At 75.3% G+C, this 16,955-nt stretch carries 10 protein-coding genes and 1 pseudogene; 7 read left to right on the top strand and 4 right to left on the bottom strand.

All coding sequences use genetic code 11. The annotated features are described in order from the left end of the window. The 5 genes from ABD944_RS41475 to ABD944_RS41455 all read left to right on the top strand — a co-directional run. A partial coding sequence (locus ABD944_RS41475) for an amino acid adenylation domain-containing protein (protein WP_345187585.1) occupies positions 1-3,838 on the top strand: 3,838 nt, incomplete at its 5' end. Next, entirely contained in the window at positions 3,835-7,788 is a 3,954-nt protein-coding gene (locus ABD944_RS41470; protein WP_345187582.1) for an amino acid adenylation domain-containing protein, read from the top strand. The genes ABD944_RS41475 and ABD944_RS41470, both read left to right, overlap by 4 nt. 22 nt (positions 7,789-7,810) lie before the next feature. Further along, positions 7,811-8,020, top strand: coding sequence for an MbtH family protein (locus tag ABD944_RS41465; protein ID WP_345187580.1), 210 nt, complete (start codon positions 7,811-7,813; stop codon positions 8,018-8,020). Continuing rightward, positions 8,013-8,672 (top strand): GNAT family N-acetyltransferase, encoded by a 660-nt coding sequence (locus ABD944_RS41460; RefSeq protein ID WP_345187578.1) that lies wholly within the window; start codon positions 8,013-8,015, stop codon positions 8,670-8,672. Before ABD944_RS41465 ends, ABD944_RS41460 begins: the two co-directional genes overlap by 8 nt. Beyond that, positions 8,669-9,403, top strand: a complete 735-nt coding sequence (locus ABD944_RS41455; RefSeq protein ID WP_345187576.1) for a thioesterase II family protein — start codon at positions 8,669-8,671, stop codon at positions 9,401-9,403. Before ABD944_RS41460 ends, ABD944_RS41455 begins: the two co-directional genes overlap by 4 nt. Positions 9,404-9,481: 78 nt before the next feature. Here ABD944_RS41455 and ABD944_RS41450 read toward each other — a convergent pair whose 3' ends face one another. Together ABD944_RS41450 and ABD944_RS41445 are read right to left on the bottom strand one after the other, a co-directional pair. Beyond that, positions 9,482-10,528, bottom strand: a complete 1,047-nt coding sequence (locus tag ABD944_RS41450; RefSeq protein WP_345187574.1) for a S1 family peptidase — start codon at positions 10,526-10,528, stop codon at positions 9,482-9,484. 289 nt (positions 10,529-10,817) lie between these two features. Next, positions 10,818-11,891, bottom strand: coding sequence for a S1 family peptidase (locus tag ABD944_RS41445; protein WP_345187572.1), 1,074 nt, complete (start codon positions 11,889-11,891; stop codon positions 10,818-10,820). A gap of 256 nt (positions 11,892-12,147) precedes the next feature. Between ABD944_RS41445 and ABD944_RS41440 the strand changes: the two genes are divergently transcribed. Further along, entirely contained in the window at positions 12,148-13,101 is a 954-nt protein-coding gene (locus ABD944_RS41440; protein ID WP_345187569.1) for an ornithine cyclodeaminase family protein, read from the top strand. Between the two features lie 192 nt (positions 13,102-13,293). Then, positions 13,294-13,908 (top strand): annotated as a pseudogene (locus tag ABD944_RS41435) (response regulator); the annotation flags it as partial. Here the strand turns inward: ABD944_RS41435 and ABD944_RS42590 are convergent. Beyond that, positions 13,840-15,684: an ATP-binding cassette domain-containing protein gene (locus ABD944_RS42590; protein WP_425550329.1), complete on the bottom strand. Its 1,845-nt coding sequence runs from the start codon at positions 15,682-15,684 to the stop codon at positions 13,840-13,842. The pseudogene ABD944_RS41435 and the gene ABD944_RS42590 overlap by 69 nt on opposite strands. After that, the coding region (locus ABD944_RS41425; RefSeq protein WP_345187565.1) for an ATP-binding cassette domain-containing protein at positions 15,681-16,955 on the bottom strand (1,275 nt) is incomplete at its 5' end. The genes ABD944_RS42590 and ABD944_RS41425, both read right to left, overlap by 4 nt.

Here is a 16,955-nt window from a genome sequence, read left to right as displayed (position 1 = left end):
GGCGGCGTTCGCGGCGCTGCTGACGCGGCTGGGCGCGGGGACGGACGTGCCGGTCGGGTCGCCGATCGCGGGCCGGACCGACGAGGCGCTGGACGACCTGGTCGGCATGTTCGTCAACATGCTCGTCCTGCGCACCGACACCTCCGGGGACCCGTCGTTCCGGGAGCTGGTCGCCCGGGTGAAGGAGACCGACCTCGCCGCCTACGCCCACCAGGACCTGCCGTTCGAGCGGCTCGTCGAGGTGCTCAACCCGGCGCGGTCGATGGCGCGGCACCCGCTGTTCCAGGTCGTCCTGTCCTTCCAGAACAACCCCGAGGCGCGGCTCGAACTGGACGGCCTGACCGGCGGCGCCGAGCCCCTCGCGGCGGGCACCGCCAAGTACGACCTGTCCCTCTACCTGGAGGAGCGCCACGGCGCCGACGGCGCGCCCGGCGGCATCGAGGCCGGCCTCGAATACGCCCTCGACCTTTTCGACCCCGCCACCGCCGAGGCGATCGCCCGGCGGTTCGAGCGCCTCGTCCGCGAACTGGTCGCCGACCCCGACGCGCCCGTCACCACCGCCGAGATCCTCGACCGCGGCGAACGGCGCACGCTGCTGCGCCGCTGGGCGGGCGGCAGGGGCGGCGACGTCCCGCGCACGACGATTCCCGCGCTGTTCGAGGCGCAGGCGGCGGTTCGTCCGGGTGCTGTGGCGGTGTCGTTCGAGGGTGTGTCGTGGACGTATGGGGAGGTGAACGCGAGGGCGAATCGTCTGGCTCGGCGGCTGGTGGAGAAGGGTGCGGGGCCTGAGCAGTTCGTGGCTTTGGCTCTGCCGCGTTCGGCGGAGCTGGTGGTGGCGATCCTCGGAGTGCTCAAGGCGGGGGCGGCTTACGTTCCGATCGATCCGGACTACCCGCAGGACCGCATCGCCTCCATGCTCGAAGACGCTCGTCCTGCCGCGACCTTGCGTCCGGAGGACTTGGAGGGGCTGGACGACCCGGGTCTTCCCGCTACCGACCTCGGTCTCGCCATCGACCCCGACCATCCGGCTTACGTGATCTACACGTCGGGTTCGACGGGGCGTCCGAAGGGTGTGGTGGTTCCGCATCAGAACGTGGTGCGGTTGCTGCGTTCGACCGAGGAGTGGTTCGACTTCGGTCCCCAGGACGTCTGGACCCTCTTCCACTCCTACGCATTCGACTTCTCGGTGTGGGAGCTGTGGGGTGCGCTGCTTTATGGCGGCAGGCTCGTCGTCGTCCCCTATCTGACGTCCCGTTCGCCGGACGACTTCCTGGACTTGCTCGCGGCTGAGAAGGTCACCGTCCTCAACCAGACCCCGTCGGCCTTCTACCAGTTGATGGCGGCCGACAAGCAGAACCCGGGCAAGGACCTCGCCCTGCGCTACATCGTCTTCGGCGGTGAGGCGCTCGACCTGGGGCGCCTGGCGGACTGGTACTCCCGCCATGACGAGAACGCCCCTGTCCTGGTCAACATGTACGGGATCACCGAGACCACCGTGCACGTCTCCTACCTGGCCCTCGACCCCGTCCACGCGGCCACGGCGGCGGGGAGCCTCATCGGTGTCGGCATTCCGGACCTGCGCGTCTACGTCCTGGACGGCCGTCTCCAGCCGGTCCCGCCCGGCGTCGTCGGCGAGTTGTACGTGGCGGGGCCGGGTCTGGCGCGCGGGTATCTGAACCGTCCCGGCCTGTCCGCCGAGCGGTTCGTCGCCGACCCGCACGGGAAGCCCGGCACCCGCATGTACCGCACGGGCGACCTCGGCCGCTGGCGCACCGACGGGACCCTCGACTACCTCGGGCGCGGCGACCAGCAGGTGCAGCTGCGCGGCTTCCGGATCGAACCGGGCGAGATCCAGGCCGTCCTGACCAGGCACGAGGACGTCCGCGACGCGGCCGTCGTGGTCCGCGACGACCGCCTCATCGCCTACGTCGTCGCGCCCGGAGCCGACACCGCCGAGCTGCGCCGCTTCGCCGCGAAGGCCCTGCCCGACCACATGGTTCCGGCGGCCGTCGTGGAGCTGGACGTTCTGCCGCTGACCTCGAACGGCAAGCTGGACCGCAAGGCGCTTCCTGCCCCCGATTTCGGGGCGAAGGTGTCGTCGCGGGCGCCGCGCACCGAGCAGGAGGAGACGCTCGCGCGCCTGTTCGCCGAGGTTCTGGGGTTGGAGCGGGTCGGGATCGACGACGGGTTCTTCGACCTGGGCGGCGACTCCATCATCGCGATCCAGCTCGTCTCCCGCGCCCGCCAGTCCGGCCTGGTCATCACGCCCCGCGAGGTCTTCCAGCACCAGACCGTCGAAGAACTCGCCGCCACCGCCAAGCCGGTCGGCGAGGGTGAACAGACCGAGGCGGAGGCGCCGGGCGCGGGCATCGGCCGCGTCCCCGCCACCCCGATCATGCGCTGGTTCCAGGAGCTGCACGGCCCCGTCGACGGCTACAGCCAGCGCATGCTGCTCCAGGTCCCGCCGGACCTCGGCACGGAGCGGCTGACCGCCGCGCTCCAGACGCTCCTGGACCACCACGACATGCTCCGCCTGCGCGTGAACGGCGCCGAGTTCGAGGTCGCCGAGCCCGGCGCCGTCGACGCCGCGCCCCTCGTCCGCCGCGTGGACGTCGCCGGGCTCGCCGCCGCGGACCTGCGCGCCGTGCTCGCCGCCGAGGCCGAGGCCGCCCGCCGCGCCCTCGACCCGGCCGCCGGGACCATGGCGCGGCTCGTCTGGTTCGACGCGGGGCCCGCCGCGTCCGGGCGGCTCCTGCTCACCGTCCACCACCTGGCCGTGGACGGCGTCTCGTGGCGGATCCTCCTGCCCGACCTGGTCACGGCCTGGGCCGGGGGCGGCCTCGACCCCGTCCCGACCTCGTTCCGCCGCTGGGCGCAGCGCCTCGCCGCCGAGGCGTCCGACCCCGCCCGCACGGCGGAGCTGCCGCTCTGGGAGGACGTCCTCGCCACCCCCGACCCCGTTCTCGGCGCCCGGCCGCTGGACCCGGCCGCCGACACCTTCGGGACGGCCCGGCACCTCACCCTCGACCTGCCCGCCGACGTGACCGGGCCGCTGCTCACCGACGTGCCCGCCGCGTTCCACGGGCGCGCCAACGACGTGCTGCTCACCGGCCTCGCCCTCGCCGTCGCCGAATGGCGGCGCGAGCGCGGCGCGTCCGAGGACACGGCGGTCCTCATCGACCTTGAGGGGCACGGCCGCGAGGAGATCGTCCCCGGCGTCGACCTGTCCCGCACCGCCGGCTGGTTCACCTCCATCTACCCGGTGCGCCTGGACGCGGGCCTGGTCGAGCCCGCCGACGTCCGCGAGGGCGGCCAGGCCGTGGGCACCGCCCTCAAGCGGGTCAAGGAGCAGCTCCGCGAGATCCCCGACAACGGCATCGGGTACGGGCTGCTCCGCCACCTCAACCCGGCGGCCGGCGAGCGGCTGCGCGGCCGCCCGCAGATCGCGTTCAACTACCTCGGCCGCTCCGCCGCGCCCGAGGCCACCGACTGGGGGCCGGCCGGCCAGGCCGACGGCGACGCCCTCGGCGCCGGCCAGGACGCCGCGCTCGGCCTCGTCCACGCGATCGAGGTCAACGCGCACACCCGCGAGCTGCCCGGCGGCCCCGAGCTGTCCGCGACGTGGACGTGGGCCGGCGACCTGTTCGACGGCGACGCGATCGAGGACCTCGCCGGCCGCTGGTACGCGGCGCTGCGCGGCCTCGTCGCGCACGTCGCCGGCGCCGCCGAGGGCCCCGTCGGCGGGTTCACCCCGTCGGACCTTTCCCTGGTGGACGTCAGCCAGGACGAGATCGACGAGCTCGCCGCCGAGCTCGACGGCGAATGGGAGCTGGAGTGAGCAGGTCGCAGCTTGAGGACATCCTCCCGCTCTCCCCGCTGCAGGAGGGGCTGTTCTTCCACGCCCTCTACGGCTCCGGCCACGACGTCTACACCGCGCAGATCGTGTTCGACCTGCACGGCCCGCTGGACGCGGACGCGCTGAAGGCCGCCGCGGCGGCGCTGCTGCGCCGGCACGCGAACCTGCGGGCCGGGTTCCGGCAGCGCAAGGAGGGCTCCCCGGTCCAGGTCGTCCAGCGCACGGTGCGGCTGCCGTGGCAGGACGAGGACCTGTCGGCCCTGCCCGGACCCGAACGCGAGGCCAGGGCCCGCGAACTGGCCGCCGCCGAACGCGCCCGCCCGTTCGACATGGCGAGGCCGCCGCTGCTGCGCTTCATGCTCATCAGGCTCGCGGACGGCCTGCACCGCATGATCTTCACCAACCACCACATCCTGCTGGACGGTTGGTCCACGCCCGTCCTGCAGACCGAGCTGTTCGCGCTCTACCTCGCCGGGGGCGACGACACCGGCATGCCGCGCGTCGCCCCCTACAAGAACTACCTGGCCTGGCTCGCCGCGCAGGACCGCGCCGCCGCCGAGGACGCCTGGCGCCGCGCCCTCGACGGCGTCCACGAGCCCACGCTCGTCGCGCCCGGCGCGCCCGAGCCGGACTCCGGCGACGGCACGCCGGGACGCGTCCGCACCCGCCTCACCGAGGAGCTCACCTCCGCGCTCAACGCGCGCGCCCGCGCCCAGGGCGTCACGCTGAACACGGTCGTGCAGCTCGCCTGGGCGGCGCTGCTCAGCGGCCTCACCGGCGCGGACGACGTCGTGTTCGGAGCGGCCGTCTCCGGCCGCCCGCCGGAGCTCCCCGGCGTCGAGCAGATGATCGGCCTGTTCATCAACACGCTGCCGATCCGCGTCCGGGTCCGCCCCGCCGACACCGTCGCCGAGGCGCTCGCCCGCCTCCAGGACGAGCAGGCCGCGCTGATGCCGCACCACCACCTCGGGCTGGCCGACATCCAGCGCCTCACGGGCACCGGGACGCTGTTCGACACCATGACCGTCCTGGAGAACTACCCGTTCGACCCGGACGCCGCCGGCGCCGACCTCGGCGGGCTGACCCTCCGCGACGTGGACGGGTACGACGCCACCCACTACCCGCTGACGTTCGCCGCCGTCCCCGGCCGCCGCCTGTCCCTGCGCATCGACCACCGCCCCGACCTCTTCGGCCGGGACGACGCCGAGCGGCTGATGCGGCGCCTCCTGCGCATCCTGGACGCGGTCGCGCACCGGCCGCACCTGCCGCTCGGCCGCATCCCGGTCCTGGACGACGAGGAACGCGCCGACGTCCTGCGGAACTGGCAGGGGGCCGGGACGGACCGCGCCCCCGGCACCCTCACCGGCCGGTTCGCCGCGCAGTGCGCGAAGACCCCGGACGCGACCGCCCTCCGCGCGGCCGGGGAGCCGATCGCCTACGCGGAGCTGGACGCCCGCGCGAACCGGCTGGCGCACCGGCTGATCGAACTGGGCGTCGGCCCGGAGACGTGCGTCGCCCTCCTGCTCGAACGGTCCGCCGACGTCGCCGTCGCGTCCCTGGCGGTCCTCAAGGCGGGCGGCGCCTACGCGCCCGTCCACCCCGGCCAGCCGCCGGAGCGGATCGCGTGGGCGGTCCGCGAGGCCGGCGCGCCCGTCCTGGTCGTCGACGGCGCCATGCGCGACCGGGCCGCCGCCCTCGGCGCCGCCGCGCGGATCGTCGCCGTGGACGACCCGGACCTCGCCGGCGCGCCGGACACCGACCCGGGCGTGCCGTGCCACCCCGACCAGCTCGCCTTCGTGTTCTTCACCTCGGGCTCCACCGGCCTGCCGAAGGGCGTCATGGTGACGCACCGCGACGCCGTCGCCCTCGCCACCGACGGACGGCTGCGCGGCGGCGCCCACGACCGGGTCCTCGTCCACTCCTCGCACGCGTTCGACGCGTCGACCTACGAGCTGTGGACGCCGCTGCTGAACGGCGGCACGGCCGTCATCGCGCCCCCCGGCCACCTGGACGCCGCCGCGCTGCAGGAGGTCATCGAGACCGAGGACGTCACCGCCGCCTTCCTCACCACCACCCTGTTCAACCTCGTCGGCGAGGAGCGCCCGCACGCCTTCGCCCGGCTCCGCGAGGTGCTGACCGGCGGGGAGGCCGGGTCGCCCGCCGCGATGCGCAAGGTCCTCGCCGCCTGCCCGGACACCGAGCTCGTCCACGTGTACGGGCCCACCGAGGCCACCACGTACGCGACCGCCGCGCCGCTGCGCGGGCCCCTCGCCGACCCGGCGGAGCGCACGCCGGTGCTCGGCCGCCCCTACGACGACATGCGCGTCTACGTGCTGGACCAGGGGCTGCGCCCCGTCCCGCCCGGCGTCGTCGGCGAGGCCTACCTCGCGGGCGCCGGCGTCGCCCGCGGCTACCTGCGGCGGCCCGCGCTCACCGCCGAACGGTTCGTCGCCGACCCGTTCGGCGCGCCCGGCGACCGCATGTACCGGACCGGCGATCTCATGCGGTGGCGGCCCGACGGGAACCTGGAGTACGTCGACCGCGCCGACCTCCAGGTCAAGATCCGCGGCTTCCGGATCGAGCTGGGCGAGGTCGAGGCGGCGATCGCCGCGCACCCCGGCGTCGCCAACGTGGCCGTCGTCGCCCGCGAGGAGGCGTCCGGCGCCAAGGCGCTCGTCGCCTACGTCATCGCGCCCGCTCTGGCCTCCCCGGAGGACGGGACCCCGGAGAGCGCCGGGGAGAGGCGGCCGACGGACGGCCTGCGCGAGTTCGTCCGGGCACGGCTGCCGGAGTACATGGTGCCCGCCGCGTTCGTCCGGCTGGACACGTTCCCCGTCGGCCCGACCGGCAAGCTCGACCGGCGCGCCCTGCCCGCCCCCGACTACGCCGCGGCCGGCGGCCGCGACCCGCGCACCCCTGAGGAGGAGCGGCTGTGCGGGCTCGTCGCGGACGTCCTCGGCCTCGACCGGGTCGCCGCCGACGTCAGCTTCTTCGACCTCGGCGGCGACAGCATCGCCGCGCTGAAGCTCTCCACCCGGGCCCGGCAGGCCGGGGTCGAGCTGACGCCCCGCGACGTGTTCACCCACCAGACCGTCGAGGCGCTCGCCAGGGCCGGGGACCCGGGCGACCGGATCGGCTTCGAGGTGCTGCTCCCGATCCGGACGCGCGGGTCCCGCCCGCCGGTGTTCTTCGTCCACCCGGCCGGCGGCCTCGCCTGGCCCTACCTGCAGTTCCAGCGGCACCTCGGGCCGGACCAGCCCGTCTACGGGCTGCAGGCCCGCGCGTTCACGCGGTCCGAGCTGCCGGAGTCGGTGGCGGAGATGGCCGGGGACTACCTGGAGCAGATCAGGTCGGTGCGGCCGTCCGGGCCCTACCACCTCGCGGGCTGGTCCCTCGGCGGCCTCGTCGCCTACGAGATGGCCGTCCGGCTCCAGGCCGAGGGCGAGACCGTCGGGCTCCTCGCGCTCATCGACTCCTACCACGGCCAGGACCTCGCGGGGGACGAGCGGGAGATCCTGCCCGAGCTGCTGCAGGGCATCGGCGTCGACGCCAGGGCGATCGCCCCGGACGGCAACCCCGACATGGAGCAGATCATGGGGATCCTCGCCGACCGCGACGACGCCCTCGCCACCCTCGGCGAGGACGACCTGGTCAACGTCTACCGCAACTACGAGAACGGGCTCCGGCAGGCCGGGGAGTACCGGCCGGGACGGTTCCGCGGCGACGTGGTGTTCTTCACCGCCCAGCGGGGCCGCACCGCGCAGTCGCCCACCGGGCCGTCCAACTGGGGGCCGCTCGTGGACGGCGAGATCGAGGACTACCCGGTCGACACCGAGCACCACCTGCTCATGGACCCGGGCCCGGCCGCAGAGATGGGCGCCGTCCTGGCCGCAAAGCTCGACAAACTCCACAGCGGAACGCGGGATCGCTGAAGCAGGCACGGAAAGGAACACCATGTCGAACCCCTTCGAGGACCCGGACGGCACCTACCTCGTGCTCGTCAACGACGAGGGCCAGCACTCCCTGTGGCCGTCCTTCGCCGAGGTCCCCGCCGGCTGGACGGTGGCCAAGGACGAGGACACCCGCCAGGCGTGCCTCGACTACGTCGACGAGAACTGGACGGACATGCGGCCGAAGAGCCTCGTCGAGGCCATGGGTGAGTGAGGCGGGCTGGAGGCCGCCGGAGACCGGGCGTCTGCGGATCCCCTCGGTCACCGAGTGGGAGATGGAGATGCTGGACGCCGCCGACCTGCGGCCCGCACCGCTGCCGGGCGTCGAGATGACGTTCACCCTCGCCGGGCTGCCGTCCCCGGACGTCAGCCGCGCCCTCTACGCGACCGTCGGCGCCCGCGTCTGCTGGACCGACCGCTTCCCGTGGACGTACGAGCAGTGGCGGGCCTGGGTGGAGCGCCCGGAGCTGTCCACCTGGATCGCCATGGCCGAGGGCACGATCGCGGGCTTCTTCGAGATCGAGGCGCAGCCCCGCGGCGACACCGAGATCCACCTGGTGGGGCTCACCCCCGCGTTCGTCGGGCGCGGCTACGGCGGCTACCTCGTCGAGCAGTGCACCCGCCGCGCCTGGCAGCGCGGCGAGCTGTGGGCGCTCGCCGGCGGGCCCGCGACGCGCGTGTGGCTGCGCACCAGCAGCCTCGACCACCCGAACGCCATCGCCAACTACCGGAGGCGGGGCTTTAGGGTGGCGGCGGAGAGCACCGCGCCGAAGCTCGTGCCGGACCCGCGGGTCGCGCCGTGGCCGCTGCCGGGCGACCCCCGCGCGGAGTCCCGCAGGCACGAGGAGGAGGAGTTGATCACGTGACCTGGTTCCGCTGCCCCGAGCCGCGCCCCTGGGCGTCGATGCGGCTGTTCTGCCTGCCGCACGCGGGCGGGTCGGCGGTGTTCTACCGGTCGTGGGCCAAGGAGGCCGGCCCGGCCGTCGAGGTCCAGGCCGTCCAGTACCCGGGGCGCGCCGACCGGATGGCGGACGCGTTCGTCACCGACGCCCGGCAGCTCGCCCGCCTCATCGCCGGCGCGATGGCGCCGCTGACGGACCGCCCCGCCGCGCTGTTCGGCCACAGCATGGGCGCCGTCCTCGCCTACGAGGTGGCCCGTCTGCTGGAGGAGCGGGGCGCCGCTCCCGTGCACGTGTTCGCCTCGGGGGCCCGCCCGCCCGACGACCGGGGCGACGAGCGCGTCGGCGACAAGGACGACGACGGCCTCGTCGCCGAGCTGGTGGGTCTCGGGGGAACCGACGCGGAACTGCTGGCGGAGCCGGAGCTGCGCGAGCTCGTCCTGCCGTACGTCCGCAACGACTTCACGCTGATCGAGCGGTACGCGCACCGGCCCGAGCCGCCGCTGACCGTCCCGGTGACCGCGATCATAGGGGACGCCGACCCGCACGTGGACCGGGAGCGGGCCCGCGGCTGGGAGCGCGCCACCCGCGGCCGGTTCGCGCTCCGGGTGCTTCCCGGCGGGCACTTCTACCTGGCCGAGCAGCGGTCCGCCGTGATCGCCGAGGTGCTGCGGACCCTGGAGGTCCCCGCCCTCTGACGTGGCGGACGGGCCGCCCCCACGGGAGTCCGTGGCGGGGGCGGCCCGTCGCTGAGGGGGAGCCTCCTGGGGGGTCGTCTAGTAGACGGACGCCCCGTACACCGACAGCGGCTCGGTGATGGGCTGGAAGAACGTCGTCCCGCCCGAGGAGCAGTTGCCGCTGCCGCCCGAGGTCAGGCCGAGCGCGGTGCTCCCGGCGAACAGGGAGCCGCCGCTGTCGCCCGGCTCGGCGCACACCGTGGTGCGGATGAGGCCGCTGACGCTGCCCTCCTGGTAGTTCACCGTCTGGTTGAGGGCGGTGACCTGACCGCTGTGCAGGCCGGTGGTGCTGCCGCTGCGGTACACGGTCTGGCCGACGGAGGCGTTGCCCGCGCTGGTGATGTCGCGGGTGCCGCTGTAGAGGCTGACCGAGCCCTGCGTGTCGGTGGGCGTCGAGGAGTAGGTGACGATGCCGTAGTCGTTGCCGGGGAAGCTGCTGCCGGCGGTGCGGCCCAGCGTCCGGCCCGAGCTGTCGGTCCAGGTCGAACCGATGTTGGTGCAGTGCCCGGCCGTGATGAAGGCGTAGCCGCTTCCCCTCCTGACGTTGAAGCCCAGCGAGCAGCGGGCGCCGCCGGTGTAGATGGCCTCGCCGCCCCGGGTGAGCGTCTGGAACCTGCCGGCGACGCTCTCGGTGCGGACCGCCGCGCCCTGCCTGCTCGCGGCCGCGCGGACCTTCTTGAGCCGGGCGCCCTTGACCGTGCTGTCCACGCTGAGGACGACCTGGTTGCTCGCCGGGTCCACGGCCCAGGCGGTGCCCGGGACGGTCGCGTCGCGCTTGAGCGCGGCCTCGACCTTCTTCAGGTCCGCGCCGCTGCGCGCGACGGTGCGCGGCACCGCGCCCGCGGCGCGCACGGTCTGGGCGGCCTGAGCGTCGGTGACCGTGACGACCAGCTTGCCGTCCTTGAGGTAGGAGCCCGCGCTGCGGGTTCCGAGCTGGTGCGCCAGGGACGTCGCGAGGTCACCGGGAGCGGCGGGGGCGGCGGGGGACGCGGACGCGGTGGGAGCGGCGGCCAGGGTGGTGGCCACCAGGCCGGCCGCGGCCGTGGTGACGGCCGCGGCGCGGACGCGCCTGTGACGGATCTTCACTTGTGCCTCCACGGGGGATAGGGCGCACCCGAGTGGTGCGCCGGAGGTCATCGACATGGTGTAAGAACGGTCAAGGCGGGCGTAAGACGCAGAAGGTGACCAATTCGGCACGTTCGCGTTGGCACTCTCGGAGCGGCGTGCGTGGTCAGTCCGGCAATGCCCGGCCGCCGCTCGCCGGGCGAGAACGAGGTTCGGCCCCGGTCCTTTCGCCGAAACGGCCAAAGGACCAGGGCCGAAACCCGCGTGGCCTCCCGCCGCCTGGGAGCTCCGGCGGGCCGCCGAGGACCGGCTAGTAGATCTCGACCCCGAACGCCGACAGCGGCTCGGACACGGGCTGGAAGAACGTGACGCCGCCGGACGAGCAGTCGCCGCTGCCGCCCGAGGTCAGCCCGACCGCGCTCGACCCGGCGAACAGCGGGCCGCCGCTGTCGCCCGGCTCGGCGCACACCGTCGTCTGGATGAGGCCGCCGACGCTGCCCTCCTGGTAGTTCACCGTCTGGTCGAGCGCGGTGACCTGCCCGTCGTGGACGCCGGTGGTGCTGCCGCTGCGGGTCACGGTCTCGCCGACCGTGGCGTCGGCCGCGCCCGTGATGTCCTGGAACCCGCCGTCGACCGTGACGCCGCCCCGCGCGTCCTCCGGGGCGGAGGCGTACTTGACGAGGCCGTAGTCGTCGCCGGGGAAGCTGCTGCCGGCATTGCCGCCGAGCGTGCCCCCCGACCCGTCGGTCCACGTGGAGCCCGCCTCGGTGCAGTGCCCCGCCGTCAGGAAGTAGTACTCGCCTCCCTTCCTGACGTTGAAGCCGAGCGAGCAGCGGGCGCCGCCGGTGTAGATCGGGTCGCCGCCCGCGGTGAACATGCGGAACGTTCCCGCGACCCGCGTGGTGCGCACGGCCGCGCCCTGCTCGGCCGCGGCCCTGCGCACCTTCCTGAGCCCGGCTCCCCTGACCGTGCCGTCCATGGTGAGGACGACCTGGTTGGCGGCCGGGTCGACGGCCCAGGCGGTGCCCGGGACGGTCGCGTCGCGCTTGAGCGCGGCCATGACCTTCTTCAGGTCCGCGCCGCTGCGCGTGACGCTCTTCGGCACGGCACCGGCCGCGCGGACCGTCCGCGCGGCCTCGGCGTCGGTGACCGTGACGACGAGCTTCCTCGTCGCCCGGTCCACGTAGGCCCCGGCACTGCGGTCGCCGAGCCGCTGCGCGAGCTTCGCCGCCACCCGGCCGGTGTCGAGCAGGTCGGCGGCGCGCCCGCCGGGCGCGTCGAGGGTGGCGTTCGCGGCGGGGGCGGCGGCCAGCGCGGTCGCCGCGAGCCCGGCCGCCGCAACGGCGGCGGCGGCTCCGCGGACGCGGGAGGGACGGATCTTCACTCTGCCTCCAGGGGGGATTGGGCGCGCCCGAATGGCGCGCCGGAGGTCACGGGTCATGCTCGAAGATCCGTGAACGCCCGTGTAAGGCGAGAAAGTGACCAACTGACCATCTACGGATTGTCACAATGGGTGCGGGTTCCGTGGCCGAATCTCGGGGAGGACTGCCCGTTTGGCGGGTTTCGGACCGGGACTAGAGGTCCAATCGCGGTGCCCCCCAGGGGGTGACGCCGGCTCCGGGGGACGGGAGGATGGCCCGGTGACGCTCCTCTTGGCCCGTTCCATCCTTGAGTCGCTGCTCGACCCCGCCCCCTGCCTGGACGCCCTGCGCCGCGGCTTCACGGCAGGGGACGGCGGCGCCGCCGCCCGCCGCGTGATCGTCGAGCTGCCCGGACAGGGCACCGCGACGGCGCTGATGCCGGGCGTGGTCGAGGGGATCCCCGCGTACACGGTGAAGGCCAACGCGAAGTTCCCCGGCAGCCGCCCGGCGCTGCGCGGCGTCGTCTGCCTGCACGACCTCGGGACGGGCGAGCTGCTGGCCCTCCTGGACTCGGCGACCGTGACCGCCTGGCGCACCGGCCTGGCCGCCGCCCTCGGCACCCACGCGCTGGCGCGCCCCGCGGCCGGCTCGGTCGCGGTGATCGGGGCGGGCGCGCAGGCCGAACTGGTCATGCGGGGCCTGGGCGAGCTGCGGGAGGTGCGCGACCTCACGGTGTTCGACCTGGACTCCGGCCGCGCCGCCGACTTCGCCGCGCGGCACGGCGCCCGGCTGGACGCGCCCGCGACCGTGGCGCCGGACCCGCGCGCCGCCGTCCGGGACGCCGGCATCGTGGTCCTGGCGACCTGGGCGCGCCGCCCCCTCCTGCACGCCGCCGACGTGGCCCCCGGGACGCACCTCACCTCGCTCGGCGCGGACCAGCCGGGCAAGGCCGAACTGGGGGCCGACCTGCTGGAGGGCGCCCGCGTCGTCGTCGACGACGTCCCCCTGGCCGTCGAGATGGGCGTGCTGGCCGGCGCGGGCCTGGACGTCGAGCACGCCGCCGGGACGCTGCGCGACCTGATGCGCGGCCAGGTGCCCGGGCGGGTGAAGGACGGCGAGGTCACGGTGTACGCGCCCGTCGGGCTGCCCTGGCAGGACCTCGCGCTGAGCTGGACGGCCTACACCGCGGCGCGCGACGCGGGCGCCGGAGCGGAGTTCGATTTCCTCGCCTGAACCGGTTCCGGCCCATCAGGTGTACGAACGCTAATTGGCGGAATACCCATCGCTGGATTCCTGGTTTCCACGGTGTCTTTACATTGACGCGGTGAATAGTGTTGGCTCCGTCCGGTAAGAGTTCAGTAGTCGTGCGGCCTGTCGAAGGTGACCTAATGAAAGTTCGATTTCGCGCTGACCGAATCTCCGGCAATGCCTCTCGGCAGCCGCCCTGACTTCCCTCTGAGACGCGTTCGGTGTTTGTCCTTTCTGAGGCCGCGGGCGGCCGTGTTGGAGACGAGAATGATTCGGATTCTGCTCGCCGAGGGGGCGCCGCTCCTGCGCGGCGGGCTGGTCGCGCTGTTCGACCGGGTGACGGATCTCGACGTGGTGGCGGCGCTGGGCTCGGGCGATCAGGTCCTCCGCACGGCGCGCAGACGCCGGCCCGACGTCGCGCTGATCGACGTCGGGCTGCCGGGCCTGGACGGCTTCACGGCCGCCCGGGCGTTACGCGAGGCCGTCCCGGAGTGCCGCACCGTCCTGATGGCGGGCCGCTGCCGGACCGGCGACCTGCGGCGCGCGGTGGCCGCGCGGGCCTCCGGGCTCGTGCTGAAGGACACCTCGCCGGGCGAGCTCGTGGACGCGATCAGGCGAGCGGCCGAGGGCGCGCGCGTCATCGACCCCGACATGGCCTTCACCGAACTGGGCTCGGCCCAGAGCCCGCTCACCGAACGGGAGATGGAGGTCCTCACCCTGGCGTCACGGGGCGCGTCCGCGGCGCAGATCGCCGAGGACCTCGTCCTGACGATCGGCACCGTCCGCAACCACCTCTCCCGCATCAACCGCAAGATCGGCGCGGAGAACCGGGTCCAGGCCATCCGGATCGCCGAGGACGCCGGGTGGCTGTGAGCCGTCCTCCCAGCGCCCGGTCAGGTCCCGGTACAGCGGGCACACCGCGGGCAGGTCCGCGTGCCGCCCGAGGTGGGCGCGGGTCCCGTCCAGCACCAGGACGCGGCGGGCGCGCATCGCCGAGCTGATCCGGTGCGCGATGACGACGAGCGTGCCGGGCCGGCGCGCGAACGCCTCCTCCACCCGCGCCTCGGCGGCCGGGTCGAGCCGGTACGCGGCCTCGTCCAGGATGACCAGGCGCTGCGGCGCGAGGTAGGCCCGGCACAGCGCCACGCACTGCCGCTGCGCCTCGGTCAGCGCGCCGGGCTCCAGCTGCGCCCCGTACCCGCCGAGGTCGCGGACGAGCGGCGCCAGCCCCAGCGCGTCCACGGCCCGGCCCGCCTCCTCCGGACCGGCGTCCGGCGCGTAGTAGACGAGGTTGTCGAGCAAGGTGCCGCCGAACACGTACGCCTCCTGCGGGACGAGCACCCGGCGGCCCGGATCGCCCGCCGGCCGCCCGTCCACCAGCACCTCGCCCGCGCCGGGCGCGGCCAGCCCCGCGATCAGCGCCGCGAGCGTCGACTTGCCGATCCCGCTCGGCCCCACCACGGCCAGATGGTCGCCGTGCGGGACGACCAGGTCCAGGTTCTCGATCACCGGCCGCGCCCCGGCCCCGTAGGCGAAGGTCACGCCGCGCAGCTCCACCGCCGGCGCCCCCGGCACGGGCGCGGCGGGCTCGGGCGGGGCGGGCGCGTCCGGCGCGCCCGTCTCCAGGATCCGGCCGAGCGTGACCGCCAGCCGCAGGCCGCTGCCGCCCATCCCGTGCACGAGCGTGCGCAGCGCCGGCTGCAGCCCGTGCAGGACGTAGGTCAGCGCGCCGATCACTGTCCCGGCCGTGGCGCCGCGCCGCATCAGCCACGGCGCCGACGCGACGACCAGCAGCAGCGGCAGCCAGCCGCCCACCGCCAGCGCGACGGCGCGCACCGCCGCGAGCCGCGCGACCGCGCGCCCGGCCGCCGCCTGCGCCTCCACGGCGGCGCCCAGCTCCTCCCGCAGCAGCTCCTCGCCGCCGCACCCGACGGCGTCCCGCAGCCCGGCGGCCAGGGCGGCGGTCCGCTCGGCGATCTCCTCCTCGCCGACGACGAGCTCCCGCTGCCGGGCGGCCGCCCTCCCGAACACCGCCCCGAACAGCGCCAGCCCGAGCACCAGCGGAGGCAGCACCAGCGCGGCCACCTCCGGCGCCATCGAGGCCAGCCCCAGCAGCGCCGCCCCGGCCGCGAACGCGAACCCGCGCGCGACGACGAGCAGCCCGCCGAGGGTGTCCCGGACGATCTCCACCTGGTGGGTGAGGCGCGCGACGGCCCCCGTGTCGGGCCGCCCCCGCAGCGACCGGTGCAGCGCCCCCGTCGCGACCCGCCTCACCAGCTCGTCCCGGAACGGCTCCACGATCGCGGCCAGCGCCGGATACAGCCGCCGGCTCCCGGCCGCCCCCACCAGCGCCGACACGGCGAGCACGCCGAGCCAGGCGGCGGCGCCGGACGTGCGCCCCGTCCGGAACGCGTCGACGGCCTCCCCGACGGCCCGCCCGAACACCGCCGTGGGAACGGCCTCCACCGCCGACCATCCGGCGGCCCGCGCCACCGCCCGCGGCCGCGCCCGGACGGCGTCCCCGGCGCCGCGCCACAGGACCCGCGCCGCCTCCCGCCGCCCGATCACGCCGCGCCCCCGAACACGGCGCGGTAGTCGGGATCGGCCCAGAGGGCCCGGTGGGGGGCGACCCGGCGGACGCGGCCCTCGTCGAGCCAGACGACCAGGTCGGCGCGGGCGGCGGTGGAGGCGCGGTGCGCCACGATCAGGCGGGTCCGGTCGGCGAACCGGTCGAGCAGCGCGTCGGTGATCTGCAACTCGGTGACGGTGTCGAGGCTGGAGGTCGCGTCGTCCAGGACGAGGACGCGCCCGGCGTGGGCGAACGCGCGGGCCAGGCCCAGCCGCTGCAGCTCCCCGCCGGACAGCGGCGCCTCCGCGAGCGGAGTGCCGTAGCCCTGCGGGAGGCGGCGGATGAAGCCGTCGGCGCGGGCGGCCCGCGCCGCCTCGCGCAGCCAGGACTCCGGCGGGCGGGAGGGGCCGAAGGCGATGGCGTCGCGGACGGTCGTCCCGAACAGCGCGGGCCGGGCGAAGGCGTAGCCGATCTCGCGGCGCAGCGCCGTCCGGTGAAGGCGGGGGAGGGGCGTGCCGTCCAGGAGCACCGTGCCGCGGTCGGGGTCGGCGAGCCGCCCGGCGAGCGCGGCGAGCGTGGAGGCGCCGGACCCGGAGCGCCCCACGACGGCGACGGCGCGCCCGCCGGGGACGGTGAGGTCCAGGCCGTCCAGCGCGCCGCGGACGGTGACCCCCCGGAACTCCAGGCCGCCGGGGCCCGGCGGGGCCTCGCCGTTGCCGTGGCGCAGAGCGGGCCAAGCGAGGATCTCCGCGGCGCGGCGGGCGCCGGCGCGGGCGCGGCCGAGGCGGAGCAGCTGGGTGAGGACGGGCCCGAACCCGGCGGCGAGCCCCGCGTACTGGACGGCCGCGACCAGCTCGCCCGGCGTGATGCGGCCCGCCGCGAGCTCGGCGCCGGCGACGCCGACGGCCGCCACCTGCAGCAGCAGCAGGGCGAGCAGGCCGCGCGCCGCGATGCCGCCCTGCACCCGCCACATCGCCTCGCCCTCCGCGCGCAGGCCGGGCAGGGGGCGCAGGATGCGCGCCGCCTCCCGCCCGGCCGTCCCGGCGGCGGTGATCGCGGGGGTCCCGGCGAGGGCCTCGGCGAGGCGTCCCGCGATCGTGCCCTGGACGGTGAGGTAGCGGTGCGCGGACGCGGTGACGTCGCGGACGAACGCGCGCATCAGCAGCGCCACCGCCGGCAGCGCGACCGCGACCGCCGCCGCGGTCCGCCAGTCGATGAGCCAGAGGGCCGCGAGCGCCCCGGCCGCCGGCAGCAGCCCGGCCGCGGCCTC

Source organism: Actinomadura verrucosospora (assembly GCF_039540335.1).
Classification (GTDB): domain Bacteria; phylum Actinomycetota; class Actinomycetes; order Streptosporangiales; family Streptosporangiaceae; genus Spirillospora; species Spirillospora verrucosospora.
The sequence above is the reverse complement of the archived record's forward strand: the minus strand, read 5'-3'. Positions and strand labels throughout refer to the sequence as shown.